20 protein-coding genes and 2 pseudogenes are annotated in these 26660 nt (G+C 56.8%); 14 read left to right on the forward strand and 8 right to left on the reverse strand.

The features are described 5' to 3' along the window. Window positions 1–14 precede the first annotated feature (14 nt). From H1D44_RS08765 to H1D44_RS08815, 11 genes are all read left to right on the forward strand, one after another. Window positions 15–1124 (forward strand): Coenzyme F420 hydrogenase/dehydrogenase, beta subunit C-terminal domain, encoded by a 1110-nt coding sequence (locus H1D44_RS08765; RefSeq protein WP_181514469.1) that lies wholly within the window; start codon window positions 15–17, stop codon window positions 1122–1124. Further along, on the forward strand, window positions 1121–2389 hold the full coding sequence (locus H1D44_RS08770; protein ID WP_181514470.1) for a polysaccharide pyruvyl transferase family protein: 1269 nt from the start codon (window positions 1121–1123) through the stop codon (window positions 2387–2389). The genes H1D44_RS08765 and H1D44_RS08770 overlap by 4 nt, the downstream gene beginning before the upstream one ends. Beyond that, the gene (locus H1D44_RS08775; protein WP_181514471.1) at window positions 2386–3300 is read left to right on the forward strand and encodes a lysylphosphatidylglycerol synthase domain-containing protein; all 915 of its coding nucleotides are present in this window, start codon (window positions 2386–2388) and stop codon (window positions 3298–3300) included. The genes H1D44_RS08770 and H1D44_RS08775 overlap by 4 nt, the downstream gene beginning before the upstream one ends. An 8-nt stretch (window positions 3301–3308) precedes the next feature. Then, a complete protein-coding gene (locus H1D44_RS08780) occupies window positions 3309–5510 on the forward strand; it encodes a hypothetical protein (protein ID WP_181514472.1) in 2202 nt (733 codons plus the stop codon). A gap of 65 nt (window positions 5511–5575) precedes the next feature. Further along, window positions 5576–6607, forward strand: a complete 1032-nt coding sequence (gene gmd / locus H1D44_RS08785; RefSeq protein WP_181514473.1) for a GDP-mannose 4,6-dehydratase — start codon at window positions 5576–5578, stop codon at window positions 6605–6607. 25 nt (window positions 6608–6632) lie between these two features. Continuing rightward, window positions 6633–7532, forward strand: coding sequence for a GDP-mannose 4,6-dehydratase (locus H1D44_RS08790; protein ID WP_181514474.1), 900 nt, complete (start codon window positions 6633–6635; stop codon window positions 7530–7532). Between the two features lie 35 nt (window positions 7533–7567). After that, window positions 7568–8722: a glycosyltransferase family 4 protein gene (locus tag H1D44_RS08795; RefSeq protein ID WP_181514475.1), complete on the forward strand. Its 1155-nt coding sequence runs from the start codon at window positions 7568–7570 to the stop codon at window positions 8720–8722. Between the two features lie 12 nt (window positions 8723–8734). After that, a complete protein-coding gene (locus tag H1D44_RS08800) occupies window positions 8735–9928 on the forward strand; it encodes a glycosyltransferase (protein WP_181514476.1) in 1194 nt (397 codons plus the stop codon). A 101-nt stretch (window positions 9929–10029) separates the two neighbouring features. Then, window positions 10030–11355, forward strand: a complete 1326-nt coding sequence (locus H1D44_RS08805; protein WP_238984527.1) for an undecaprenyl-phosphate glucose phosphotransferase — start codon at window positions 10030–10032, stop codon at window positions 11353–11355. A gap of 27 nt (window positions 11356–11382) precedes the next feature. Continuing rightward, window positions 11383–12396 (forward strand): UDP-glucose 4-epimerase GalE, encoded by a 1014-nt coding sequence (gene galE / locus H1D44_RS08810; protein ID WP_181514477.1) that lies wholly within the window; start codon window positions 11383–11385, stop codon window positions 12394–12396. A gap of 154 nt (window positions 12397–12550) precedes the next feature. Then, window positions 12551–13789, forward strand: a complete 1239-nt coding sequence (locus tag H1D44_RS08815) for an O-antigen ligase family protein (RefSeq protein WP_238984528.1) — start codon at window positions 12551–12553, stop codon at window positions 13787–13789. On the opposite strand, the gene H1D44_RS08820 is transcribed toward H1D44_RS08815, so the two are convergent. The 3 genes from H1D44_RS08820 to H1D44_RS08830 form a co-directional block, all read right to left on the reverse strand. Beyond that, window positions 13768–14862: a glycosyltransferase gene (locus H1D44_RS08820; protein WP_275299099.1), complete on the reverse strand. Its 1095-nt coding sequence runs from the start codon at window positions 14860–14862 to the stop codon at window positions 13768–13770. The genes H1D44_RS08815 and H1D44_RS08820 overlap by 22 nt on opposite strands. Before the next feature lie 69 nt (window positions 14863–14931). Continuing rightward, window positions 14932–15999, reverse strand: a complete 1068-nt coding sequence (locus tag H1D44_RS08825; protein ID WP_181514479.1) for a glycosyltransferase — start codon at window positions 15997–15999, stop codon at window positions 14932–14934. A gap of 53 nt (window positions 16000–16052) precedes the next feature. Beyond that, window positions 16053–17384, reverse strand: a complete 1332-nt coding sequence (locus H1D44_RS08830) for an RNA polymerase sigma factor (protein ID WP_181514480.1) — start codon at window positions 17382–17384, stop codon at window positions 16053–16055. 128 nt (window positions 17385–17512) lie between these two features. Here H1D44_RS08830 and H1D44_RS08835 point away from each other — a divergent pair, with 128 nt between their 5' ends. Continuing rightward, a complete protein-coding gene (locus H1D44_RS08835) occupies window positions 17513–18352 on the forward strand; it encodes a dienelactone hydrolase family protein (protein WP_181514481.1) in 840 nt (279 codons plus the stop codon). Between the two features lie 93 nt (window positions 18353–18445). On the opposite strand, the gene H1D44_RS08840 is transcribed toward H1D44_RS08835, so the two are convergent. The 3 genes from H1D44_RS08840 to H1D44_RS08850 form a co-directional block, all read right to left on the reverse strand. Next, window positions 18446–21073, reverse strand: coding sequence for an autotransporter family protein (locus H1D44_RS08840; protein WP_181514482.1), 2628 nt, complete (start codon window positions 21071–21073; stop codon window positions 18446–18448). Window positions 21074–21272: 199 nt separating this feature from the next. Continuing rightward, window positions 21273–23195, reverse strand: a complete 1923-nt coding sequence (locus H1D44_RS08845) for an autotransporter outer membrane beta-barrel domain-containing protein (protein ID WP_181514483.1) — start codon at window positions 23193–23195, stop codon at window positions 21273–21275. 126 nt (window positions 23196–23321) lie between these two features. Then, complete coding sequence (locus tag H1D44_RS08850) at window positions 23322–24332, reverse strand: hypothetical protein (protein ID WP_181514484.1); 1011 nt, start codon at window positions 24330–24332, stop codon at window positions 23322–23324. Between the two features lie 290 nt (window positions 24333–24622). Here H1D44_RS08850 and H1D44_RS08855 point away from each other — a divergent pair, with 290 nt between their 5' ends. Then, complete coding sequence (locus H1D44_RS08855) at window positions 24623–25252, forward strand: glycosyltransferase family 32 protein (RefSeq protein WP_238984529.1); 630 nt, start codon at window positions 24623–24625, stop codon at window positions 25250–25252. Window positions 25253–25638: 386 nt separating this feature from the next. On the opposite strand, the gene H1D44_RS08860 is transcribed toward H1D44_RS08855, so the two are convergent. Both H1D44_RS08860 and H1D44_RS08865 read right to left on the reverse strand, forming a co-directional pair. After that, the gene (locus H1D44_RS08860) at window positions 25639–25851 is read right to left on the reverse strand and encodes a hypothetical protein (protein WP_181514485.1); all 213 of its coding nucleotides are present in this window, start codon (window positions 25849–25851) and stop codon (window positions 25639–25641) included. Between the two features lie 135 nt (window positions 25852–25986). Continuing rightward, a pseudogene (locus H1D44_RS08865) lies at window positions 25987–26244 on the reverse strand (PD-(D/E)XK nuclease domain-containing protein); the annotation flags it as partial. Between the two features lie 204 nt (window positions 26245–26448). Here H1D44_RS08865 and H1D44_RS08870 point away from each other — a divergent pair. After that, window positions 26449–26660 (forward strand): annotated as a pseudogene (locus H1D44_RS08870) (type VI secretion system tip protein VgrG); the annotation flags it as partial.

The following is a 26660-nucleotide window of genomic DNA, read 5'->3' on the forward strand; positions in this document are numbered from 1 at the left end:
CAGGGGGATGGTTGATGCTTGGTAATATTGTAGATCGACTAGTAAAAAAGGAATGGACGGATGACGAAGTAAAAAAATATGTCGGAGACTATAAATCCTCATATCTTACGTATGCCAACAACCCTGAGACACGGTCAGTAGCCGCCTCTGGCGGCACTACAAGTGCATTGCTGATCAGTGGTCTCGAAAATGGCGACTATGAAGGTGTGGTTGTCTGCAAAACGGTAATAGTTGATGGAAAAGTAAGGCCAAAGTTTACTATTGCGACAACCTCTGAAGAGATTCTTACAGCGCGTGGAAGCAAGTACGTAGAAACACCTTTCTTACGTGAAGTGTTACCTTTAATTCGAGGGTTTCAGGGGCGAGTCGCCGTTGTCGGTTTGCCATGTGATCTTTCAGGCTTGAAACGAAGAGCCGCTAAAGACCCTGAAATTGGGAATAAAGTAGCATTAACCGTCGCGCTGGTATGTGGGCATAATTCCCGGCACGCGCTCATTGATAAAACGACAAAGCGGCTAGAACGCGAAGCGGGTAAGAAGCTAGCTGATTATCGCTTTAGTGTCGGCCATTGGCGAGGACGGCTGGAGGCCGAGTTCGAGGACGGCTCAGTTGTTTCCAAGCCGGCAAAATATTTCAAAGATTACCAGAACCTCTTTTTCTTTAGTGAAAGAAAATGCATGGCCTGCCATGACCACTATGGCTATGATGCTGACATCACAGTGGGGGATGTTTGGTTATTCCGACTTAAAAATAACCCGATAAAACATACAGGCATCATCACAAGAAACGATAAAGGCCAAGTCGCTTATGAGAAGGCCTTGAGAGATGACATAATTGCAAGCGATAAGCTGGATGTAAGAGATATAATGGATGGGCAGTCGCGAATTGGTCCCTCTCACTACAATACCACTGCACGTTCAAAAGCCAGCCGTTTCTTCAAAATAAAACTGAAGGATACGGTGGGGGAAAAGGTTTCCTGGCACTCATATCTAAATGCCTATATTACACTGGCAAATATGCGGTTAAGTGAGAAGGGGTGGGGGCGAAAACTTATATTCAAAATCCCTAGGCCGGTGTTGAAATTTTACCTATATTTCAAGAAAGGTTTGGAAACATTGCGATGAAGGAAATATCAATAGTCGGTGCAACCTTTTATGGGAATCGTGGTGCCGAGGCCATGCTTAGTACCTCGATGGGAAGGCTTCGTGAAGCTTGTCCCGGTGATTTGAACTTCAATGTCTTTACCTATTACCCCAAGAGCGATTGTGATCTGGTAAACGATCCCAGGATTTCAATATACTCCTCTACCCCTGCTTATTTGGTAATGGTACTCTTTCCAGTCGCGATGCTGTACCGGTTGTTTGGTGTTTTACGGTTGAGTTTTTTTCACCGCTTCTTTCCACAATCCATCTTGTCTCTGGCAAGATCAGAAGTTTTAATATGCTTGGCGGGCGTTTCATTCGTCGAGGGCCGGACCAAGTTTATACCATTTAATATCGCCACAATCTTGCCTGCCATGGTGCTGGGAGTCCCCGTCGTAAAATTTTCACAGGCGATGGGACCATTCAAGTCATATATAAATAGGATGGCAGCACGAATCTTTCTAGGCCGTTGCCGGCAAGTCTTTACGCGCGGTGAGACGACACATGCCTATCTGCGCGATCTGTTCAGCACGTCAGACCGTTACCAACGCGCTGACGATGCTGCTTTTCTCTTCAAGAGCGAGGATTGCCTAAGCCAGCAAGCCGCGGGTTTAGAAGATAAGTTATCGGAACTAAAAATTCTTCGTCAATCCGGCAAGACTATTGTGGGTGTTTGCCCAAGCGTCGTGATCGCCAAACGAGCCGAAACTGCCGGTTGGGATTACCAGCAGCGCATGCAGGAGCTGATTAGCGGCCTGGTAGAGAAGGGCTATGCAGTTGCTTTATATCCCAATGCTACTCGGGGTGAGGATATGGACAAGACCCATAATAATGATTTGCCTCTCTTGGCAGAGATCGAAAAGAAATTATCTTCAAATATTAGTAAGCATGTTGTCAGCTTTTCTGGGTCGCTCAATGCGGCTCAGGTTCATCAGATCATTAATAGCTGTGATGTCCAGGCTGTTTCACGTTTTCATGCCATGGTGGCTTCATTGGCCTCATGTATCCCTGTTATGGTTATTGGTTGGAGCCATAAGTACCTGGAAGTCATGGAGCGTTTTGGCCAGCAAGACATGGTGCTTGATTATAAGAAGGGCAGCGTAGAGCCAGTCATTGACTGTGTCGATCGCTTGGTCGCAGAAAGAACCGAACGTGCTCAGCAAATATCCAATGCATTGCCTGCAGTTCAAAAGCTTTCAAATGTACAGATCGATTATATCGCGAAATTACTGAAGTGCAGCGCATGAACTGGACCCTTCTGAAAAATGTTGCCAAGTGGGTTTGGCTTTGCGCAATTGTGATTTTTTCTATCTATTATGCGGTCAATAAAAGTGACCTAATTCTTCAGGCGCTTTCTTTGTTGTCATGGGAGATATTGCTTGGCGTTTTTTTTCTGATATTCTTAGCCAAGCTCTGTCTAGTTGCCAATATGTGGTTGGCAGCAAGTCATTTCTCCATCAATTTTGGCTGGATCGATTGCTACCGAATCTACAATCTCACTCAGTTAGCAAAATATATACCGGGTTCCATCTGGCAGTTTGTCGGACGCATTGCCATTCTTCGTGAACGTGGAGTTGCGGCTCAAAATATCCGTGATTCACTATTAGCAGAGCACTTGTGGGTAATGGCTTCTGCTGCGGTGATGGGTGTTGTACTCATTGCTGCCAGCCAGCCTGACTTGTTGCACCTTTGGTTCGATAACTTTGATTTCAATATTCGACTACAGTGGGTGCTGGTTGGGTCGGCCTTGGTGATTGCTTCAGCAATAGCAGTCTTCTTCTTGAGAAGTCACCTGTTGCGCTGGTTTCTTAAGCTTCGCCCTCCTGTCTTGGCTATGCCAGCCCTTTTATTCACTTGGTTATTCCTGGGCGCTTCACTGTGGGTTACGATGGCCCCTTTTGCAGAACCTTCTCCACCGTTGGCTTTTGTTATTGGTATTTATTGTCTTGCCTACGTGGCAGGCTTTTTAGTTCCCTTTGCGCCAGCTGGCCTAGGTGTGCGTGAGACTGTTTTTGCTCTTTTCTTAATGCCATTCATAAATGTAGATATCGCGGTTTTATTAGCGGCGATAAATCGGATTTTATACTTTTCTGTAGAGATAGTTGCCGTTGTATTTTGTTTTCGCGCCAAAGGTTTTAAGATTAATAAAATAGGGTAATAGGGGTCATGGCCGATAAAGTATTTAGATCCGATAGTGGTTGGTTTTTCATAGCGTTGTCGCTTTCTCTTGTTATATATGGAGCAATTCCTTTTTTAGCTCTTCCGACTTTAGGTCAAGCGCTAGGTACTACTGTCGGCTTTGCACAGTCTCTCCTTAATGAGGGTGGCTTTTCACTTTATGCGAAAAACTTTGGCTACCCAACCCCTATGCCGCGCTCCTTTGGTCTTTCAGGGGTTTTGGTGACAGAATTTTTTCTCTGGGTGGGCCTTAGCCCAGCTGATGCTTACACAAGTATGACAGTTCTTTTTTTAGTGCTAGCTTTTTGGGGGGCATATCGTTTTTCTGTATTCTTAGGCGCATCTAATAAACTTGCATCTGTGCTATCTTTACTCTGGTTATCCCAGCCTGTTGTATGGAATCATTCGGGATACTCAATGCTTTCATTAGGTATTTCGCTTCTTCCGTTATATATTTACGTTATTTTTCTTCTATGTACGCCGCTCTTCAGTTTGTGTGATAAGATTAGAATCTCCTGCCTTTTTGTTTTTGTATGCGTGGTCTCCGTATTTATGGACGGTTACACTTATATGATGTTTGCTGTGGCAGCGTCATTTATATGGCTGTTCACATTCTGTAAAGAAAAGAAAAGCCGCTCGCATATGCTTTTATTTTCGACGCCTATTATGTTTGTTGGGTTTTCTCTTTCTTATGTTTTATATGTATTGTACATAGGCCAGACAAGCTTTCATCCATCTTCGATGAGTTTTTTTCGAGGTTGGGGGCTTGATTTGACATTTCTGTTTATACCCACACAGGGTGTACATTGGGTATGGGATCTTCTTGGCTTAAGCATTAATAGGTCTAGTAAAGACTTCTTTGGTGATGCTTCAGTGTGGATTACTACGTTCTCTATTCCTATTATTTTAGTTGGTTTTTTTTCTTGGTGGAAAGAGAGAAAAAAGATTTACCTTGCAACCCTGTTTTCCTGTATTGCAATATTTGCGTTTTATATGTCACTCGGTCCTTCTCTCAAGGTGAATGCTGTCAAGAGTAGTCTGCCCGATGGCGGTGAGTACTATGGAGCATCGATACCAGAAACCATGGACTTGATGTCAACTGGGAATTCAGTTATTTATGGAAATGTTCCAGGTTTTAAGAGCATGCGAGCAACTTACCGGTGGCATGCGCTTTTTGTATTTTCAATGTGGGGCTTGGTTATTATATTGGCAGCCCGATGTGAGGTAAACAATAACCGCATTGCTGCTTTCGGTATTCCATTGGTCTTATTGGTAACTATATTTCCTAATCCTGTAGCTAACTTTTCTAAGAAGTGGGATAACCGTTTATCTGCTTTTCAGTTGGAAGAAGAGTTGTTGTTGCCTCTAGGGGAAAGTATCTCAAAGCGAGATGTGGTGGCGTTTCTACCATACCGAAACGATATATTAGTTAACTATCTCTCATCAATGCTGGATTTTACAACCTATAATGTTGGCGGAGATAAAAACTTAATTATGGCTAAGCCAAATTGGCCATTAGTGATGAAAGCTTCTAGGCATGGCTGGATTGATAGTGATATTAAAGAAAGAATTTACCATATCCTCTCACAAAATAAGGCAGATGCTGTTGTTTTGCTTTATATTGACAGTATAAAAGGAATCCATTCGTGGCCAAGTCCCCCAGTGTATGAGGAGGATTTCAAGCCTATAGTTTCTGACCTTCAAGAAACTGGTTGGGTGGACGTTGTTAAGCATGAGTACTTTGTTATAATACAGCCTAGTGATGATCTTCCGGAAAATTATCAGATGAATGGGAATGGTTTTTCCGTAGGGAACTTTTCTTATAGCAATTATCATTCGCAAGTGGGTGAATTGCGAGACGAAAATTTGGTTTCCACCGCGGCAGAAGGCTTTCTTCATTTCGGGCCTTACAAGTATCTTCCTGCTGGAAGGTATGGCCTTGTTGTCAAGGGGGAGTCATACTCTTCTGAGTCAGCATGGATAGATGTTGTTTCTGAAAAGGGGGGCATTAAACATTTCGAGGCATCCTTGAGTGGCTCCAGTGGGGCTGGTGTGCTTTCTCAAGCGGAGTTTGAAATAAAAAAAGACGTGATTGATTTTGAAGTTCGTGTTTTCGTGTCAGAGGAAGATCACATTATCTTGCAGGGCTATGAGGTTTTTCCTGTTGCAGAAATTATTTTAGATGAATAGCTCTTAATATTGCAGTTAGGCGGGTTGCCATTTTGGAGTTATTTTTCTGACATAGTGGAGTTTTTATGAAGGCGATTATTACTGGAATTACCGGACAAGACGGCGCTTATCTGGCCGAGCTGATGTTGGAAAAGGGCTACACGGTCTATGGCACCTTCCGCCGCACGAGCTCCGTCAATTTCTGGCGCATCGAGGAGTTGGGGATTCAGGATCATCCCAACCTGCACCTGGTGGAGTATGACCTGACCGACCTGTCGTCGAGCATTCGTTTGTTACAGGAGACAGAAGCGACCGAGGTGTACAACCTGGCGGCGCAGAGCTTTGTCGGGGTGTCGTTCGATCAACCGCTGACCACGGCGGAGATCACCGGCCTGGGGCCGGTAAACCTGCTGGAGGCGATTCGCATCGTCAACCCCGATATCCGCTTCTACCAGGCGTCGACCTCCGAGATGTTCGGCAAGGTGCAGCAGATTCCCCAGACCGAAGCCACGCCGTTCTACCCGCGTAGCCCCTACGGGGTCGCCAAGCTGTACGCCCACTGGATGACGATTAACTATCGCGAGTCCTACGGCATCTTCGGCACCAGCGGTATCCTGTTCAACCATGAGTCGCCGCTGCGGGGGCGCGAGTTCGTCACCCGCAAGATTACCGACAGCGTGGCCAAGATCAAGCTGGGCAAGCTGGACGTGCTCGAACTGGGCAACATGGACGCCAAGCGGGACTGGGGCTTCGCCAAGGAATACGTGGAAGGCATGTGGCGCATGTTGCAGGCCGACAAGCCGGATACCTATGTGTTGGCCACCAACCGTACCGAGACCGTACGCGATTTCGTCACCCTGGCCTTCAAGGCGGTGGACATCGAGCTGCGCTGGGAAGGGCAGGGCGAACAGGAGCAGGGGTTGGATGCCAAGAGCGGCAAGGTGCTGGTCAAGGTCAACCCGAAGTTTTATCGTCCCGCCGAGGTCGAGCTGCTGATCGGCGATCCGCGGAAGGCCAGGGATGAGCTGGGCTGGGAACCAAAGACCTCGCTGGAGGAGTTGTGCCGGATGATGGTCGAGGCCGACCTGCGCCGCAACGAACAAGGGTTTTCGTTCTAAGCCACACGTTTCTTCAGGAGGCTTTATGCCAACTGCCCTGGTAACAGGGGCGTCCGGCTTTACCGGGCGCTACATGGTCAAGGCGCTACAGGAAAAAGGCTTTCGAGTGGTCGGGTGGGGCACGGGCCCCACCGGGGCCGACGAGAGTCTGGCAAGCGATCTCACCGATGCGGCGGCCGTTCAGGCCGCCGTTTCGCATGCGAAGCCCGATTGGGTGGTACACCTGGCGGCACTGTCGTATGTGGGCCACGCCGATCAGGAAGCGTTCTATCGCACCAATGTGTTCGGCACACTGAACTTGTTGGGGGTGCTCGCGGAGCTTGACACACCGCCCACACGGATTTTGGTGGCCAGCAGCGCCAATGTATATGGCACACCGGGGCTCGAGGTCATCGATGAGGCGGTGTGCCCGGCACCGGTCAACCACTACGCCTGCAGCAAGCTGGCGATGGAACACATGGTCGCCAACTATTTCGAGCGTTTACCGATCGTGATCACCCGCCCGTTCAACTACACCGGCCCGGGGCAGGACGACCGCTTTCTGATCCCCAAGATAGTCAAGCACTTCGCGCGGGGCGAGCGCGTCATCGAGTTGGGCAATATCGATGTCAGCCGCGACTTCACCGATGTGCGGGACCTGGTCGGCGCCTATCTGGCATTGCTGGGCACCGATGCCCGAGGGCTACGAGTGAATATCGCCTCCAACAAAGCCACGGCGCTGCGCACGTTGCTCGAGACCATGAACGAACTGGCTGGCTACGAGATCGAGGTCAGGGTGAACCCCGATTTCGTCCGCCCCAACGAAATCCCGCGTTTGCGTGGCGATAGCACCCGCTTGCATTCACTCACCGGATGGAAGCCGTGCTACGACCTGCGCGACACGTTGGAGGATATGCTGGCACATGAACAAGGAATGTTGGCTTGAAGTTGACGATAGGCCTTGATGCACTGACACCACCCTTGACAGGCATCGGCTACTACACCCTGAACCTGCTGGAAGCGTTTCGAGATTACCCCGATATCGAGCTGAGCGGTATTTCCTATCAAGGGCTTTGGTCCCGCGAGCAGATCGAACAATCGCTGACACAACTCAGCCAGCCGGTACCGGCTCAGGCACGTCAAGGCACTTCGTCTAGTGGATGGCACCGCCTGCGGGTGGCCGCCCGCGATGTGCCGGCGGCCTACCATGCCGCCAAATGGTGGCGAAGCCGCAAGTGCGGGCAATTGCTGGGGAGTCTGGATAGCCGCACGATCTATCACGAGCCCAATTTCGTCGGCTATCCGTTTCGCGGGAAAACGGTGATAACCGTACATGACCTGTCGCATAGCCGGTTTCCGGAAGCCCATCCGCCTTCGCGGGTGGGGTACCTCAATCGGCACCTTCCAAGGGCAGTCCAGCGAGCGTCAGCAATCATCACGGATAGCCACTTCGTCAAGCGCGAGTTGCTCGAGTTGGGGTTGGAGACGGACCCAGCGCGCATCCATGTGACGCATCTCGGCTGTGAAGCGGGCTTTCATCCCCGTGATGAATCATCCACTCAGCTATATTTGCAGCGGCTGGGGTTGCGTTGGCGCGGCTTCGTGCTGGCGGTTGCGACCCTGGAGCCACGCAAGAACTTTGAGGGGTTGCTGCGGGCCTACCAGGCCCTTCCTCCCGAGCTTGCCCGCGAGTATCCCTTGGTACTGGCCGGGGGCGGTGGCTGGAAGGGAGCGGGGTTGAAGCGTCTGATCGCCGAGGTGAAACCGCCGCATCGGGTGATTGTTACAGGCTACCTGCAACGGCCCGAGGTGCAGGCATTGATGGCATCCGCTGCCGTGTTTGCCTATCCATCGCTCTATGAAGGATTCGGTTTACCGGTGCTGGAGGCCATGGCCAGTGGCACCCCGGTGCTGACATCCGACAATACCTCCCTGGGGGAAATCGCGTCCGGGGCGGCCATGACGGTATTGCCACACGAGATCGAGGCGATCGAACAGGGACTGACGCTACTGCTCCGTGACGATAGCCGACGTGATAAACTCCGTGCCCTTGGATTGCAGCGAGCGGGAGAATTTTCCTGGCAACGCTGCGCCGCACAGACGCTGGAGGTATATCGCATGGTGGACGGGGCATGAGCAAGGGGTGTCATGGCGGCTAGCGCGACAAGCTCGGTCAAGAAGGTGTTGCTGGTCTACAAGCACTATGCACCCGACACAGGCGGTATCGAAACCGCCGTCAAGCAGTACGTGCAGTGGTATCAGGCCATGGGCCACGAAGTGACTGTGCTGTGTTGTGCGACTTCGGGTAGCGCGACGCGCCATGAGCGTATTGATGGTGTACGGGTCATTCGCTGTGGCTCGTGGGGCCACTTGAAGTCGGTCCCCTTGTCGCCGGCCTTCTTCTGGCATTACTGGCGGGAAACGCGCACCGCCGATCTGGTGCATGTGAATCTGCAGTTTCCTTGGGCCAGTATGGGCTACTGGCTGTTCGGTCGAACGCGGTCGTGCCGATGGCTGGTGAGCTATCACATGGATGTGCACCGGCAGAAGTGTCTGAAGCGTTTGACCTATCCCTTCGATCGCTATCTGCTGACACGTGCCGATCAGGTGATCACCGGCAGCCCCAAGCTGCGTGAACACTCCGAGATGCTCTCGGCCATCGAGCGCGATATCGCCATTCTGCCTTATGTCCTGGAGGGCGGGTGCGTCGAGGCGGCACTGGCCCCGACGGCGCCTGCCCGCGAGGCGGAACAGGAGCTGCCGGCACCCGGCTACTTCGTCTTCTTCGGGCGCTTGGTGGAATACAAGGGAACGCGCCCCATGGCGGCGGCCATGCGGCGGCTGGCGGTGGAAGCCCCAGGGATTCGCTTCGTGGTGTTTGGCCGTGGTCCGGAACAGGGGGCCTTCGACCGGCTGGCCACAGAGTTTCCAGAGCAGGTGACGGTGATTCCCGAGTTCGTCAGTGAGCACTGCAAGTACCAATTGATTGCACGTTCGGCTGCGGTTCTTTTCCCCTCGGTATATCCTTCCGAAGCCTTCGGCATCGCCCAGCTGGAGGCCATGGCCTGTGCCAAGCCGATCATCAACTGCTGGTTGAATAGCGGTGTTAATTGGGTGGCTCCCGACAAGGAGTGTGCCATAACCGTGGTTCCGCATGATGTGGAGGCGCTGGTCGCCGCCATTCAAAAGCTCGATTCAGACCCCGAGTACCGCCGTTTACTGGGCGATGCCGCCCGTGAACGCTTTCTCAAGCAGTTTTCCGAGCCTGTGGTGGCCGAGCATTTTCAGCATCTAGTGTCGAGACTATTGGGAAGCAACAGTCAGGTAACCTGTGTTGGGTGAATAATCTCTCTGATGATGCTGATGGAGTGGTTTCCTATATGAGGCAGGCTGGAAATAGAAGCCCGATTACCGAGCGCTACCCCGCTCAGGTTTTCGTACCAATGATTGATTCGCTCGCCGTCTTCGTAGGCGGTTATTTTGCGCACTATATACGGTTTGGTACATTCGACGTCCATGAACGCTTTATGACCGGGATGATATTGATCTCGGTGTTCGTGGTCATGGCCAATTTTATCGACGACGCTTATGTGCGCTGGCGTACCACTCGCCTCTCCACCATCCTGTTTCGTTTGGTTGGCGTTTGGTTGATAGTCACGCTGATCGCTACATCAATTATCTACTTGGCAGAGGCTTCGGTGCGCTATTCACGCCTGTGGCTGGGCATGACGATGGCCTTTTCGCTAGTGCTGGCGGGGGGCTTTCGCGTTGCCGTGATGCTGGCCTTGAAGTCTGCGCGTGCCAAGGGAATGAACTTGCGTGGGGTGTTTCTGGTAGGACCAGGCCAGAATTTACTTAATGTAGGAAATAGTATGCGCAACACTCCTGGTGAAGGCTTTGCGATTTCAGGTGTGCAGCGCTTGAATGATAAACCGAGCCAAGCATTTCTTGATTGCTTGTCTCGTCGTGTAGAGGCTTCAGGAGCACGTGAAGTTTGGTTATGTTTGCCGTTAGACATGGGTAGTACGGTGCGTCAAATCGTGCATGCCTTGCGCCATCAAACGGTGGAGGTCCGATTCATACCCGAGTTCGGTGAAATTCAGCTGCTCAATCATCAAATAAGTGAGGTGGCGGGTCGTTTCGCTATCGATCTGAGCGTAACGCCTATGGTAGAGACAGCGCGTTTCATCAAGCGAGCCGAAGACATATTTCTGGGGTTGTTATTTTTTTTGTTATCGCTACCAGTGTGCCTGCTGATTGCACTCACTCTCAAGATCCAATCTCCTGGGCCTGTACTATTCAAACAATATCGAATGGGAATTAATGGAAAGCAGTTCAAGGTTTATAAGTTTCGATCCATGGAAGTTCATGAGGAGGGGAGCGGACAAGTTACCCAGGCACGTCGAGGCGATCCCCGTGTGACCAAGTTTGGTGCCTTTCTTCGACGCACTTCATTGGATGAACTGCCACAATTTTACAATGTGCTGCAGGGACGCATGTCGATTGTCGGTCCGAGACCGCATGCATTGGCGCACAACGAGCAATACAAGGAATTGGTAGAATCATATATGAAGCGCCACAAGGTCAAGCCGGGAATGACGGGCTGGGCTCAAGTCAACGGCTTTCGGGGAGAAACGGATACATTGGAGAAGATGGAGAGGCGCGTCGAGCATGACCTATGGTACATCAACAATTGGTCGCTTTGGCTCGATCTACGCATCATTTTCCTGACGATCTTCAAGGGCTTCATCAACAAGAATGCCTATTGAGAAGCCTGGTTTGAGAAAGGAGCATTCGTGGCAATACTGGTAACGGGTGGCGCGGGTTATATCGGTTCGCATACCGTGGTAGAACTGCTTCAGGCTGGCCATGAAGTGGTGGTGGTTGATAGCCTCTGCAACGGCTCGGAAGAGGCCTTGCGCCGCGTTGAGAAAATTACCAGCAGGCAGGTAGTGTTCATCCATGGCGATATTCGCGACCGTGCCATGCTGGATACGCTGTTTGCCACGCACGCTATCGAGGCGGTCATCCATTTTGCCGGCTTGAAGGCGGTGGGAGAGAGTGTAGGCCAGCCACTGAGGTACTACGAGAACAACGTTTACGGTACCTTGGTACTCTGCCAAGCTATGGCCGCCGCCGGGGTGTATCGCCTCGTGTTCAGCTCTTCGGCCACGGTATATGGGGAAGAAGCGTCGGTGCCGTACGTGGAATCGATGCCGCGCGGTACCACCTCGAGCCCCTATGGCACTTCTAAGGCCATGGTTGAGAAAGTGCTTGAGGACCAATGCCAGGCGGACCCGCGTTGGTCTGTGGTATTGCTTCGCTATTTCAACCCTATCGGCGCCCACCCATCGGGGCTGATAGGGGAAGACCCGCAGGGCATTCCCAACAATCTCATGCCTTACATCAGCCAGGTCGCTATAGGTCGGCTGCCGGAGCTTTCGATTTACGGTAACGATTACCCCACGGCAGATGGCACCTGCGAGCGAGATTATCTGCATGTGGTCGATCTCGCCCTTGGCCACCTCAAGGCAATGCAGGCGTTGAGTACGCCGGGGGTGAGTCGCTACAACCTGGGCACCGGTAAAGGTGTTTCGGTGCTTGAGATGGTCAGGGCATTTATCCGAGCCACTGGGGTCGAGGTGCCGTACCGCTTTGCGCCGCGCCGCACTGGCGACCTGGCTGCCTTCTGGGCCGACGCCGACATGGCGGAGCGGGAGCTGGGATGGCGCGCCGAGCGTGGCCTGGGGGAAATGATGGCCGATACCTGGCGGTGGCAGTCCGCCAACCCGGCAGGCTATCACTCATAGCCTTTACCCTTGGCTAGGTAAAGTTAGCAACCCGCGCGTGATAGAATGGTCGGCGCTCGAGCCGGCCATTCTTTTTTTGTGCCTGCGGTCCCTCGCTTTCAGGTAGAACATGACGACTATGACTTTTTCTCTTCCCTGCAGGGAAGGCGTATGGATGCAGCATTACACCAGCCTAGCCGTTTTCCTTCTCGGCGCCTTTGCTCTCGTGGTACCGAGCGGCTATTCGATAGGAGCCGTGTTGCTACTGTTGGGCAGCGCCTGGCTGCTGGTTTCACGCCCTGTATTGGCGCTCAACCGTCAGGATGCCTGGGTTATCGCAACCTTGGTGCTCTACACCCTGGTGGGTCTGTTGGAGGTCTGGTGGGATGGCCAAGGATCTCGAGGCATGGATAAACCAATCCGCTTCCTGCTCGCGATTCCTGCGCTGTTCTTGATCATGGCGTTTCCCCCGCGCCTTGCCTTCCTGTGGGGTGGGCTGGCCGTAGGCGCCATTGCCTCGGGGAGCTGGGCAGGTTGGCAGAAGCTCGTACAGGGCGTTTGGCGAGCCGATGGACATACGTACGTGATTCAGTTCGGAAATTTGAACATGCTGATGGGCGTGCTGTGCTTGGCGGGCTTGGGCTGGGCGGTGGTGCAGCCCCGTCGCTCCCTCTGGGTAGGCCTGCTCGTCTTGGGGGCTATCGCCGGTATTCTCGGCTCGCTGTTTTCCGGAAGCCGCGGGGGGTGGATCGGTTTTCCCCTGGTGCTCTTGGTGCTTTATCGTGGGTATGGTCGGCAGCTTCCCGCTGTGTGGAAGGTCGGGATGGCCGCTTTCGTTCTGTTGGGGGCCACCTTGGCCTATTCGCTGCCGCAAACGGGGGTGCAACCCCGAGTGCACGAGGCCGTTTCGGATGTGATGCGTTACTTCTCCGGTGAGAGTCAAACCACTTCGGTGGGTGCTCGCTTCGAGATGTGGAAAGGGGCGGCCCATTTAATTGCCGAGCGGCCGCTTACCGGTTGGGGTGACAACGGGTATCGTCAGCGCATGCAGGAGCTGGGGGAAGAAGGTGTCATCCATCCCGGTGTGACTAGATACGGGCATGCACACAACGAGTTCATCGATGCGTTTGCAAAACGCGGTGTGTTTGGACTAGCGGTTCTGCTTGCCCTTTACCTGGTGCCGCTACGGCTCTTCTCGAAGAATATCGCCAGCCGGGATCTGTCAAAGCGCTCCGTGGCCGTGGCCGGCATGCTGCTCTCGGTGGCGTACATCGATTTCGGCTTGTCTCAGGTGTTCCTGGCCCACAACAGTGGGGTCATGATGTACGCGTTCTGGCTGGCGGTGCTGTGGGGAGTTACCTCTCGCATGAACAAGCAGGCCAATGGCGAGCCTCATCCCGCCAGTGCCAAGTAGCGGCTGGCGATGTGCTCGGGAGCGAACTCGGCCAGTGTTTCTTCCGTAATGTCGGGCGGGTCGCCGAGGATGTCTCGCACCGCCTCGGCGAATCGCTCGGTATCCTCCCGTGGTACGAGCCCTTTTGCCAAATCGCCTTGCAGCAGGTCGCGGGGCCCGGTCGGGCAATCGGTACTAACCACAGGCGTGCCGCAGGCCAGAGCCTCTATCACCACGTTGGGCAGCCCCTCGTAATCGGATGAGAGCAGTAGGGCGCTGGCATGGCGCATGTAGGGGTAGGGGTTGGCGCGGTGCCCCAGCAGTCGGATGCGCGGTTGCAAGCCAAGCTCGGCAGCATGGTATTTCAGCTCTTGCAGGTCTTGCCGCTCGCCATCGCCTATGATCACCAGCGGCAGCGTGACCTTGCTTTTCTTATACCCTTCAAGAAGCCTGTCGAGTCGTTTCTGGCGCATGTCCAGGCGCCCCACATACACGCAGAAGGGGGTCTCTTCCAGCTCGGGTTCGGGCAACGGCTTGTCCATCAGTTGATGGATACGCTCGAGCTCCAGGGGATTGGGTATCACCTTGGTTTCCTTGGCATGCACGCCGGCCCGTGCGAGCGAGGCGATGTTGCCTTCCGTCAGCACGATCAGTTTTCTGCCGCTGTACAGCGCCTTGACCTTCAGCCGTTTTATCGCTTTTCGCCAGCCTTGCTGGCTGGCAATGAGCTCCTGCCAGGGGTCGGTACGAATACAGAGCCAGGCCTGATCGGCAAAGCGCGAGCGGGTCACGACCTGGTGCGCATGGTGCAGGTTGGCCACCACGAGATCGAAGTGGTGGCTTGGTTCGCTGATGGCCTCGTTCAAGACCTTGGCCTGCAGGCGGTAGCGGTGCAGTTTTTGCCACCTTCCCTTGGGTGAGAAGGGCGCAACGATAAGCCGCGCCCCATCCGGTATGGGTAGCGTGACGTTGTTGCTGAGAGAAACGAGCGTGACCTCCACCTGCTTGGCCAGTAGCGCACGGGTCAGTTTAAGCACCGAGCGTGGGGCTCCACCGTCAGACAGATGATCGATGATGAATAACGCCTTGATCATGGTAAACAGTTTATAGCCAATCCTGCCGTCGTGTCGCCTGCGATGGGGGTTGTATGGCGCGTTGCGCCTTCACAGCCGTTCGAACTGGGGGATGACGGTTGTAGACAGGAACCTTTTGTAGTGTTTCGTCTCGATGCCGAGCGGCGCATCGTCCATCTGGCGAATGGCGGAGGCCAGGGCTTCTGCATCATTCATGTCGGTGAGATAGGGCGCGAGCTCATCCGTGAGGATTTCGCTGGGGCCGCTGGGGCAATCGACGCTGATCACCGGGGTGTGCAGCAGTAGGGCTTCGATCAGCACGGTGGGCAGGCCCTCCTGGTCAGAGGTAAGCAGCAGTGCCTTGGCTTGGGCAATGAAGGGGTAGGGGTTGGTCTGGAAGGGCAGGATCGTGACCCGCTCGGCCAGGCCAAGCTCATCGATCAGCCCGAGAAGGCGAGCCTCATCCGCCGGTTTGCCTTTTCCCATCAGCACCAAAGGCGATTGGCTGCCGCTTGCGTGGTAGGCCTTCAGCAAGCGGTCATGCCGTTTGCGGTATTCAAACGAGCCGACGTGAATGAAATAGTCGGCATGAGGCGCTGCAATGGGCTCCTTGGCCTTCTCTGCTATGAGGGCCTGGTCGAAGGGGTTGTAGATGACCTGAATGTTTTCCGCCTTCAGCCCGACGTGATTCACCAGGGCCTGCTTGATGCCCTCCGACACCACGATCAGCCGCCGCTCGAGGTAGATGTTTCGGTTCTTGGCGATGAGTTTCTGCCGCTGCTTGGCATCTGTTGCGGCATCGATGCTATTGGCATGCACCCAGAAATAGAGGTTGAAGCCCTGCAGGTGCCGGGTAATTCTGTCGCAGGAGCAGGAGATCACGACATCCGGCTGGAAAGAGCGCAGCGCCTTGCCGATGACGTGTGCCTGGGCCTTTTCGACCAGGACATTGGTGAGCGCCTTCGTTGCCCGATTGATTACCGCAAGGTTCACGATCTCGAGTTTTGGCGGAATCTCGTGCTCGATCCGTTCGCGCAGGGTAAGGATCTTGACCGTATGGCCGCGCAGCCTTAGTTCTTCAGCGGTATTGAGGAATACCTTTTGTGCGCCACCGCCGTAGAAATCGGAAATGACAAAGGCGAAGCGTTTGCAGTTCAAGGGCGCCTCCCAGCGGGTTTCTGTGAGCGTATGGTAACAATAATCGGCCGGGCTCAGTCCATGCGGGTTGCCTGTGCAGGCAGGGCCGTCAGCATGCCCTCGATGGCCTGCCTACCGCGAGCGTTGACCTTGTGCTGTTCCCACCAGGTTTGATGAACGGCCCTTACCCTGACGCTGATGCGTCGGAGACCGATCGCTTGGGCCATGGCGATTCTATGAAGACCCTTGTTGCTCTTTATCATGTCGCCGTGCCGGTCGATGACGACCCCGAGCGAGTCCTTGCCCAGGGCTGGCTTGAAGCCGAAGCAGTGCATGTCCTCCATGTAGAGCCGGTACTGCTCCAGGAAGGTAAGAATGCGGTCTTCCGAGTTCAGCAGCACGCCTTGATGGTGCGAGCGTAGCGGTGCGCCCTGAGCCAGGGCTTTCGTCAGTTGGGCATAGCCTTCGCTGGCAGTGAGATCGAGCCGGTGAGCCCAGATATCGCGAATGAACCGCTGACGCTGTGTCTCGGCCAGGTGGGGGGTTGCCAGGTCCCAGTCGCCGGTCCAGAGGAAGATATTCGAGACCTTGCGGCGAAGGCGACGATCGGGAAATGAGGCCGGGAAGTCCAGCCCCCGCGTCAGGCTGGCAGGATCGATCTCGAGGTTGAGCTTGTCACCGAAATAGGCTTCCACGCTGCGTCGGGGCAGGCCTTGGTGCTCCAGCCAAGCGCTGCCGGACCTGTCGTCGAGCCAGCGTTCGAAGAGGGCATCCTCAATGGGGCGGCCAAGGCGGCGCTTGAAGCTCTCCTTGAGCTGAAATGCTGCCCGGGAGCGCCACATGCGTAGCCGCAGCGAAGAGTCGAACAGCGGCGGGTAGACTCGTTCGCCTGTAGGCGTGAAGGGGGCCTGGCGCTGGTCGATTTCGGCCTGGATGAGTGCTTGCAGTTTGCCCAGCAGCCGTTGTGAAGGAGGCTCTGGGGGGATTCGGTTCGCCATGGCGGCCAGTGCTTCGCCAGCGAGAGCGACGGGCCGTGGCCCGGTAGGTGTATTCGCCACCGTCCCTTTGGTTTCCGTAAGTACTTCAACGTGATGTTGTACGCCAGTCTGAGAGCCGTGCAGCGCCAGCAGCTGACTATAAAGCCGGCTGCCAAGTATGCCGTAGAGCCACTGCCCAGGTCTGGGGTGGTTTTCCAGCTCGGGTAGGTTGCGCCAGGCAAGCAGAAGGGTGTCGCGGCAAACCAGCTCTCGGTGATCTTGCTGTTTCAACAGGCGTGCCGTTACGCCAAGCAGAAGGGGCAAGCAGGGCTGAACCCAGCGCTGAATGGTGGCTTCGTCCCCTTCGTGCCAGGCAGCTAACAGCCCTTCTGTTTCCACGCCCATGCTGGCCGTTGTTGTGGTTCCCATGACAGGCTCTGCCCCTTCCATTTGAGGGGCAGAATTCTAGCATTATTTTGCTGCATTATCCGGATAGTGTTACCCGCCGTGTGGCTGATGGGGAATGCCAATGCTGCCCAGAATTTCGGAGGTATAACGTGCGCTGGAGCATCATTCGTCGTTGCGCTTGGCCTGCTTTGGCAGTGCTTTTGCTGGGTTGCTCTACCTCGGTGGGCGAACGCGTGCATGGCGCTGAAACTCAACTGCTTGTAGAAAACTTCGAGCCGCTTGAACTGGGGCCGGACATCCCGGTGCGGGTTTGGGCACGAGAAGAGCCGGCCGCCGGCAACGGTGCGCCGTGGCACCTGTATCTGGAGGGCGATGGGGCTGCCTGGCGCCGCGGCGGCGTGCCAACGCTCAACCCCACCCCGCAGGTACCCGTGGCGCTCGAGCTGGCGGTGGCTGATGCCTCCCCCCGGGTGGCCTATGTCGCCCGCCCTTGCCAGTTTCATGACGTGTTGCCTCGAGCATGCCGACCACCGCTGTGGACCGATGAACGTTATGGCGTTCAGGTCCAGCAATGGCTGCTGCAGGCGTTCGAGGCGGTGGCAGGTGAAGAGCCCTTGCGAATCGTGGGCTTTTCCGGCGGCGCGCATCTGGCACTGCAGCTGGCGCCAGGTTTGGACAATGTCGTCGGCGTGGTGTCGGTGGCGGGAAATCTGGATGATGCAGAGTTCGCCAAGCATCATGCTTTGCCCAAGCCTCGCCATGTGCCGCCGAAAGGGGACGATTTACCGCTATGGAGCTATAGCGGAGAGGGCGATCGAATCGTTCCGCCGAGGTTGACGGAGCGGATGTTGCAGGCACGCGGGGGAGCCTGTCAGTTCCATCAGGTGGTGGCAGGGGCGGGGCACGACGGCCCATGGCGAATCGACTGGCCGGAAATCGAGGCGTTTTTGGCCGGTTGTCAATACGCCGCCACTGAATCGTCGCGCTGACTCAATGATCCGTATGCCATAGAAAGCGGGCGCCCATGGGCGCCCGCTTTCGTTCTCGGTCCTTCTCGGTCCTTCTCGATCCTTCTCGGTCGATTAGAAGTCGTAGCGGAGCTGCAGGCTGCCGCCATGCGACTTCATGCTGCTCGACCAGCCGTAACCGTAGTCCAGTGAGGTGGTGAAGCCGCCTTCACTGTACAGGTCGACGCCGATGCCGGCCGTGTAACGGGTGTTGTCGGGCTCCGGCCCCTCGACGATGAAGGTTTCCTCAGGCGCGAAGGCGAAGGCGTTCACGTTGCTGCGTGCCTTGCCCTGGAAGTCGTGATGCACCCCGAGGGTCAAGCGTGGCTCGGCCATGACGTTGCCGATTGCGCTCAAGTGCGAGAGTTCCGCCTCCAGCCCGACCTCGAAGCGCTCGATGCGCTGGTCGTCCTGGCGCAGATTGAACAGGCCGTCGCCACGCTCTTCGAAAGCATCCAGTTCCAGATTGGCGTAGGTGGCGGAAAGCCGTGGTGTGAGGCGAGTGGCGTTATCCAGCTGATGCTCGTAAGCGGCCGCTGCCATGACGCTGACCTGTTCGCTATCGAAGTCGGCGCGTGCATTATCGCCGAGCACGCGACGAGAGGTGTCGTTGCTCCCCCAGCCGTAGGAGAGCTGAGCGTCGAACAGCCAGTTCTGGTAAGCCCGGCCGGTGTAGGCGGTGATCTGGTCGAAATCGATCTCGCTGCGGGTCAGACCGTTCTTGCCGTCCACGTCGGTGCTGGTGCGCGACCAGGCCAGGCCCAGCACTGTGCCGTTATGCAGCTCGATATCGCCACCCAGCACGAAGCCGCGGGTGTCGCTGTCGAAGCCCGCTATACCGTCGCGTTCGCGCTGATCGATTTTTCCATAGAGGCCTTGCAGCCATACGCCCTGATTGGCAAGCGCGTCGCCGGCAGCCACTCCACGGCTGCGTACGGCCACGGCGCCGCTACCGGCCTGGCTGGCAGAGGTGGTGCCGCTGGATACCGAGCCGCTGGTGTCGGGAAGCAGCTCTTCCAGCCGGTCGATGTTGTCTCCAATGACACGAGCGGCCTGGTCGTTGCGCAGCAGCACATTGTCGAGAGCGCGGCCCAGACCTTGCAGCTGCCTGGCTTTGGCGCCAGTGGCATTGCTGCGTTGAATCGCTTCCTCGGCGATCTGCTCGCCGTTGAGAGCGGAGTAGCTCACCAGCAGTTGGGTGCCATCGTTACTGAAGCGGTGGCCGTGTACCCTCAGCAGTCCGGAGCCGGAGAGCAGTTCAATCGCGCTGAGATCGAGCTCTTGCTCGAGCTGGGCGGCTTCGAGAACGACGATCTGGCCGCCATCGACAAAGTCACGGTAGGCATCGCCATTGCCGATCACCAGCTTGGAGCCTTCGGCCAGATTGATGCTATTGGCAGTGAGGCGGCTAACCTGCCGGCTGCTCAGGGAGAGGGTGGCGGCAGCATCCTGCTGATAGGTGCCATCGATAGTTTGCAGGCCTTCCACCACGAACAGGCCGCCCTGGTTGGTGACGTTACCGGTATAGGTGCCGCCGGCATAGGTGACGGTTGCGCCCTGCATGAGGGTGTCGCCTTGCACCGAGCCATCGCTCAGGCGCACGCGAATGTTCTGGCCATCGAGATGCATGGCTTGCTGACCGGTGAGCGTGCCGCGCTGATCGATGTAGATGTTGCCTGCGGTATTGCGGATGTCGATGGTGGCTTCTGAGCCCTTGGTGTCGATGGTGCCTGTATTGACGATGGCACCCTGGAAGCGGCTGTCAGCAATGTGAATGGCGCTGCCGGCCTTGGTTTCCACGGTGCCGTGATTGATGATATTGCCCTGGAAATTCGAGTTCACCAAGATACCTACGACACCGTTCTGGCCGCTCATCCTCGCGCCTTGGTCGTTGAGGATATTGCCGGTCATATCGGCTTCGGCCATCAGCAGCACATGGCCGTACTCAGAGGAGATCAGGCCACCGGAGCTGTCCTGGCCGGTTTGGTTGACGATGCTGCCCACCAGGTGTGGGCGCCAGTTCGGGTCAATATCGTCGCCGAGGGCAAAAATGGCATGGCCTTCGCTTTCAAGCTCGCCGCTGTTGAAAATGACGATGCGGGATTCGCCGCTTTCGAACATGTCTAGCTCGGCGAGCTTTGCCGCATCGCTATCTTGGGCCGTGATGCCGACTATCTCGGCGCCTTTGATCAAGATGGCATGAGGGCGCCAGCCGATGGGCTCGCCTTGGTCATTTTCGACATACTTCACTAGCCCGTATACGGGCGACTCCAGGTCTTGCTCATCGAGCTCCCACGGCGAGTCCACCACTCCGCTGGTGGTGAGGGTAGAAGTGTTGGCAATCAGCGCTTGCTGCCAGGTGCCGCCGTCCACTTCAATTGCTTCGCGATTCACGGCGTTGATGCTAGTTGGGTTCTGCCTGTCGTAGGCCTCATCCAGCTGTGCGCTAACTATCAGGAACAGCGGATCGTCGAGCCCTTCCAGGTTTTTGTTGACCGTCAGGTACTTGCCGTTGGTGTACTCGCCGAGCGAATCATGATGACCGCCTTCGAATTCTGCAAATTCCTCTTCGGTGAAATAGATGTACTGATAGTAGGGCACGTGGTCGTAGGAGCTCCCTCCGCCGTTATCTCCGGCCTGTACGGTGCCAGCAGCTGCAGCCAATGAGATAGCCAATGCCAACGGCGTCCTGCGTATGATCATCCTTTTCTCCTTGCTCTTTTTTCTTGCTTCCCTTGAGAAGCATTAGGTACCCCTGTTGGATACGAGGCATAGGATCGGCAAGGACAAAGAAAACTTTAGCGATTTCTCATTGAACTTAAGTAACGTGCTAATGAGCTTGAGCTGGAACCATTTCTGTGCGCTGTCGCCCAGCTTCTCTGAATGGGCGGGCCACAGGTAACTACCAGTGATAAGCCATGGTCAGGCGTGCGCCGTGCTCGGTCTCGCGGCTGGACAGCGAGCCTTCGTAGCTGCCGCTGAAAGCTATGCTGCTGTGGCCGTTCAGCTCCCGTTCCCAACGCAGACCGCTGTTGATATCGGCAGAGTGTACGGTGCGGTTGTCGGGAGAGATGACGAAGCTGTCGCCTGTGGTGTCGGCGCTGAGCGTGGCTTGGGTACCGCCACCGGACTGTACCCGCATGCCCCAGGCCAGGCCGCCAGTCCACAGAATGGTGGCTTGGTCGGTTTGGTGAAGTTCGTGACCGGCATCCAGGCCCAGGCTGGTGCGCCACACTTGCTGGCGCTGTGAATCGTAGGCCATGGTGAGCGCCGAATCGCCACTTTCCTCATAGGCGCTCTGGTGCAGCCAGCTGTGCATCAGGCGGGCATGGGGTACCAGCTCCAGGCCATGGCCTCGTTCGATCACATAGCTGGCGCCCAGCCCCAGGGTCACCTCTTCACCGCGGTTGCTGCCTTCGACGATCTCAGGCGTCAGTCCGGCCACTTCACGACGATGCTCGTTGTCGCTGAAGCCGGCAAGCAGGGTGGCGTCCAGGATGACGTTGCCCTGACGGCGCGCGGTGTACACGCCGGTGGTCACGCTGTCGATCTCGGTGCGGGCACTGGCGGCATCGTCGCCCTGCACACGCCCCTGGCCGACGCCGATGAACAGCCCACCCAGCCAGTGTTCGTCGATTCGCCGGTCCATGCCGAACAGGGCGCCGTGGGTGCGGTAGTCATAGTCGTCCCCGCTACCGCGACTGACGAAACCTTCGGCCCAACTGCTGCCCTGGCCGATATGAGAGGCGCCTTGATGGGAAAGCTGCGAGGCCAGGCCGAGCAAGCCATCCACCGAGTCATGGTCGCCGTACTGCAGGATGCTGCTGCGCGGGTCGTTGTCGGGTGCCATGCCCGGCATGACAGCGCGATGCTGCTGTCGCTCGACAGCCATTCCGGCGAAGGTGGCGGGGGCCAGCTGACCGGCGCTCATCTGGCCGCCCAGCCCGGTACTGGCGAAGCGCTTGCCCACGGTGTTGAGCATGGTGCGCCCTGCGTTCGTGGTGGCATCGCGTACGCCGCTGCGGGAAACGTTCGAGCTCATGCTTTCCACGAACTGGGCGCGTTGGGCGTCGTCCATGGCGGAAAGCACGGTCAGCGCTTGCAGCAGAGGGCTGTTGGGGTCATGCAGGCCGAGTTCGCTGACGACGCGATCCAGGTAGGCACCCCCCGGCTGGCTGCGCTGACCCTCCACCGGCGCTTCGAACAGTCCGCCGCGGCCAACCAGCACGACGAAGTCGGGCCCGTAGACGAAGAACGATTGTGGAAAGCCAATCTCCATGTTGGCGCTGAAGGTGCTGATCACCACGGTGTAACGCGTATCGCCCGAGAGCGACAGCTTGAGCGCGGGGCAGCGATGGGGGCGTTGCTGCGCATCCGAAGAGCAGGAGATCAGCGTGATGCCGGCAGCCGCCAGTTCGCTGGACAGGTCGGAGTCGTCCAACTGGTTTATCCAGTCATCGTTGCCCGTCAGCCAGCCGTTGCCTGGTCGAGCGGGGTCGAAGGCGCCCTCGAAGATCAGCATGACGGTATCTACGGGCGCTGCGGTTTGGCCAAGCAGGTATTCGCCAGCGGTATTGACGATGAATTCCTGGCCAACGTAACGAAAGGAGGTGGAACCTGACGTGAGCGGGTGGTCGCGCATGTTAGTGGTGCCCATGTTTCCCCAGTCGATCGACATGGTGCCGACATTGGGGTGCCCTTCTGTCAGGGTGAACTCGGTCAGGCTGCCGGCCTGAGCCGTGGCGGCCAGCGTCGCGGTGGCCAGTGCGGTTGCGGCGGCAAGCAGGGTCGGGCGAAGCGGGGAAGTCTTGTTGGTCGTTTTCATGGGGTCTGCGTCTGGGGGGCAGTGAAGGCAGGCAATGCCGCCGTATAGAGGGAGTATCGGCAGCAAGTGGGTGGGCTTGAGTGCCTTGACCTTCTCCGGGGTTGCCCAACGACGCAGTGCGCCCCTTCAGTGAGCCGGCAGGGCGGCCAGCACGTTGTCCATCGCTTCTTTTCCCCTGGCGCTGCCCTTGTGACGCTCCCACCACTGCCGGTGAAGGGCTCTCACTCGAACGGTCACGCGCTCCAGGCCAATGGTTTGCGCCATGGCCAGGCGGTGCAGGCCCTTGTTGCTCTTGATGATGCCGCCCTGGCTGTCGATGGCGATGCCCAGCGGGTCGTAGCCCAGGCCTGGCTTGAAGCCGAAACAGAGCATGTCTTCCATAAAGAGCCGGTAGCGCTCCAGGTAGGCATGAACACGCGCTTCCGAGTCGAGCAGGATGCCATGGTGGTGCCAGCGGATCGGTTTGCCTTCGGCCAGCTCTCCCACCAGCTGGGCATAGCTTGCGCTGGCGGTCAGGTCGAGCCGGTGCGCCCAGATATCGCGAATGAACCGGTGGCGGTGGGTTTCGGCCAGGGTGTGCGTCGGCCGGTCCCACGGTCCGGGCCAGAGGAAGAAGTTGGAGATCTTGCGCCGCTGGGTACGGTTGGGGAACGAGGCGGGAAAATCGAGGCCGCGGGTCAGGAGCGTGGGGTCGAGCTCGAGGTCGAGCCTGTTTCCGGCATAGGCTTCGACGCTGCGACGTGGCAGGCCCTGCTCCTCGAGCCAGGCGCTACCCGGCTTGTCTTCGAGCCAGCGCTGGAACAACTTGTCTTCGAGTGGGCGGCCCATGCTGCGCTTGAAGGCTTCCTTGATGCGAAACCCGGCCCGCGAGCGGAACATGCGCAGGCGCAGCGAGGGATCGAAGAGCGGGGGATATACCCGTTCTCCGGTGGGGGGCAGGGGCGCCTGACGCTGGGCGACTTCGGCCTCGATTAGCGCGTCGAGTTCGTCCAGCAGCCGTTGCGTGGGAGGCTCGGGCGAGACCTGTGCCGCCATGCCTGCCAGCGCTTCGCCACTCAGCAGCGCTGGCCGTGGCCCGGTGGGGGATATCGTCTCCATTCCATTGTCTGCCGCGAGCGCTTCGACCTGGCGCTGCATGGCACGCTGCGTGCCGTGCAGCGCCAACAGCTGGCTGTAGAGCCGGCTGCCCAGGATGCCGTAGAGCCATGGGTCCGGCCTTGGGTGGCTGCCTTCCTCAGGCAGGTTGCGCCAGGCGAGCAGCAGGGTGTCACGGCATACCGCTTCCCGGTGGCCAGGCCGTTCGAGAAAGCGGGCCGTCAGGCCGAGCAGGCGGGGAAGGCAGGCGCTGGCCAGGCGCAGGTACTCTGCGCTGTTGCCGTTCCGCCAGGCGGCGAAGAGCGCTTGTGTCGTGGTGTCTTGCGCATCCGATGAATGCGCAGCTCACCGACAAGGCGACGCTGCCGGTCTACCTGAACTATCTGTTCAACCCCCTGATGGCGCCGAGCTTCGAATATCGCTTCATGATCACCGAGGCCAGGGCCAGGTTCATCGAGGAGAACTACCCGGGCGAGATCTTCGAGGCTTTCTCGCGCTTGCAGGTAGGCGCGGCCCAGGCCGATTTCTGGCGCGTGCTGGTGCTGCAGAAGCACGGCGGCGTCTACATGGATATCGACGGTCATGCGGTGTGGCCGCTGGCGCGGATCGTCAAGCCGGAGATGGAGGAGCTGTTCGTCACCACCAGGCGGGGTGAAATCAGCAACTATTTCATTGCCAGCAAGCCGAACAACCCGCACCTGCAGAAGGTGATCGAGGCGATCCACGCCAACATCGAAAGCGACGAGGATAAGGGCATCTTCCACCTCACCGGCCCCACCGTATACAACGAGGTGTTGCCACGCGATGAGATTCGCACGGCTTCCTACCGCTACACCTGCAACCAGGGCAACTTCACCAACGAGTACTTCCAGTACATCGACAAGCCCCAGGGCAAGTGGACCAGGGAGCAGTACAAGGTCGATGTGGTGCGAAAGCGAGAGCCTGCCGAAACCGAACAATGACCGACCGGGCGCCCAAGGGCGCCCAAGGGCGCCCGGTTTGGTTTCAGGGCCTGCCAATTCGCGCGGGGAGTGAGCAAGGAATCTGGCCAAGCTGCTCGTAGGCTTCGCTCAGCAGGCCAATGGTGTGTTGCTGCGGCTGCCATTCAAGCCGCTGCGATATCGAAGGCGACGATCTGGCGTCGCTCGCGGGAGAACTCGACGCCGATCAGGTGGATGGGCGTGCCTTGGTCGCGGCCTAGCGCAAGCCGAGTTTGGCCAGCCACTCCGGCGCTTGCTTAGAGCGATTCTGGTGCCGCCCCCAAAGAGGATATTATTGGCTGAGAGATAGTCCCCATCGAATTGCGCAAGCAATTGGCCTACAGCACGATGATGCGGTCGGCGGTATTTCATGCTGTCAGAATATGCCCGTGGCCATAGACCTTTTTGAGTTCGAGAATCAACTCCCGCTCCTCATCCGTCAGGCGCACTTGATCAACGAAGCGCCAGCGCTCTTCATATAGGCGAAAGGCGACGTCGGGCGCAATGAATGTCTCAGCCCGGTCCCAAAGGATCAGATCGAGCTCTGGGTACTCGTATCGATTGATCAGAGCCGTTTCCATAATTCAGTCGCTCGCCAAGGCTTTCTTGCACAATTACCTAGGGTAAAGGGTAATCGGCAGCACTGGTCGAGTCAAAGCGTGAATGCCACGGCTGCGTGAGGGACGTGTGACGCTCTAGCCTATGCCGGGCAGGCCTCAAACCGCCGCGACATCGAAGGCGACGATCTGGCGCCGCTCGCGGGAGAACTCGACGCCGATCAGGTGGATGGGCTTGCCCTGGCCGCGGTACTTGTCGGCGTAGCCCTTCTCCTGAAGCTGCTGCAGCGCCTTGCCCTCGGGCACCTGCTCGACCACCTTGAATTCGAACAGGTAGAGGTGGCCGTCGAAATCGACGGTCATGTCCACCTTGCCGGTGTTGCTGGCGTCTTCCACCGTGACGCTCACGCCCAGCGCGGCGAAGCAGGCAGAACTGCAGGTGGCGGTCTGCTTCCTGAGGCTGGCGTCGGTCGTTGCGTCTCTTTTGTAAGTCTTTTCTTACGTGTCTATCCGCGAAGCGCCACAGATACGTAACCCTGCGATTGTTATGCTTTCCTGCGCGAAAAAGCGTGTACGCAGACGACCAATAACATTGAGTACTTCCAGCCGCAGGGAGGCGACATGGCCAAGGCCACCGGATTGCACTTCACTCTATCCTTGTCCGGCGCAGAGGACTTGGCCGTCATCGAGTTCACCCATCGTGAACGGCTCTCCGCCCCCTTCGAGCTCTCGGTGCGCTTCGCCAGCCGTAACGGTAGCCTCTCTGCCCGCGATATTCTCGACCGCGAGGCTACCCTGACCATCTGGCAGGACGACGAGATGCTGCGCCAGGT

The organism is Billgrantia kenyensis (assembly GCF_013697085.1).
Taxonomy (GTDB): Bacteria; Pseudomonadota; Gammaproteobacteria; order Pseudomonadales; family Halomonadaceae; genus Halomonas; species Halomonas kenyensis.

Coding starts and splice junctions, on each gene's coding strand:
- H1D44_RS08765 (WP_181514469.1), top strand. CDS start 15: ATGCTTGGTAATATTGTAGATCGACTAGTAAAAAAGGAATGGACGGAT.
- H1D44_RS08770 (WP_181514470.1), top strand. CDS start 1,121: ATGAAGGAAATATCAATAGTCGGTGCAACCTTTTATGGGAATCGTGGT.
- H1D44_RS08775 (WP_181514471.1), top strand. CDS start 2,386: ATGAACTGGACCCTTCTGAAAAATGTTGCCAAGTGGGTTTGGCTTTGC.
- H1D44_RS08780 (WP_181514472.1), top strand. CDS start 3,309: ATGGCCGATAAAGTATTTAGATCCGATAGTGGTTGGTTTTTCATAGCG.
- gmd (WP_181514473.1), top strand. CDS start 5,576: ATGAAGGCGATTATTACTGGAATTACCGGACAAGACGGCGCTTATCTG.
- H1D44_RS08790 (WP_181514474.1), top strand. CDS start 6,633: ATGCCAACTGCCCTGGTAACAGGGGCGTCCGGCTTTACCGGGCGCTAC.
- H1D44_RS08800 (WP_181514476.1), top strand. CDS start 8,735: ATGGCGGCTAGCGCGACAAGCTCGGTCAAGAAGGTGTTGCTGGTCTAC.
- H1D44_RS08805 (WP_238984527.1), top strand. CDS start 10,030: ATGATTGATTCGCTCGCCGTCTTCGTAGGCGGTTATTTTGCGCACTAT.
- H1D44_RS08815 (WP_238984528.1), top strand. CDS start 12,551: ATGCAGCATTACACCAGCCTAGCCGTTTTCCTTCTCGGCGCCTTTGCT.
- H1D44_RS08820 (WP_275299099.1), bottom strand. CDS start 14,862: ATGATCAAGGCGTTATTCATCATCGATCATCTGTCTGACGGTGGAGCC.
- H1D44_RS08830 (WP_181514480.1), bottom strand. CDS start 17,384: ATGGGAACCACAACAACGGCCAGCATGGGCGTGGAAACAGAAGGGCTG.
- H1D44_RS08840 (WP_181514482.1), bottom strand. CDS start 21,073: ATGATCATACGCAGGACGCCGTTGGCATTGGCTATCTCATTGGCTGCA.
- H1D44_RS08845 (WP_181514483.1), bottom strand. CDS start 23,195: ATGAAAACGACCAACAAGACTTCCCCGCTTCGCCCGACCCTGCTTGCC.
- H1D44_RS08850 (WP_181514484.1), bottom strand. CDS start 24,332: ATGCAGCGCCAGGTCGAAGCGCTCGCGGCAGACAATGGAATGGAGACG.
- H1D44_RS08855 (WP_238984529.1), top strand. CDS start 24,623: ATGAATGCGCAGCTCACCGACAAGGCGACGCTGCCGGTCTACCTGAAC.
- H1D44_RS08860 (WP_181514485.1), bottom strand. CDS start 25,851: ATGGAAACGGCTCTGATCAATCGATACGAGTACCCAGAGCTCGATCTG.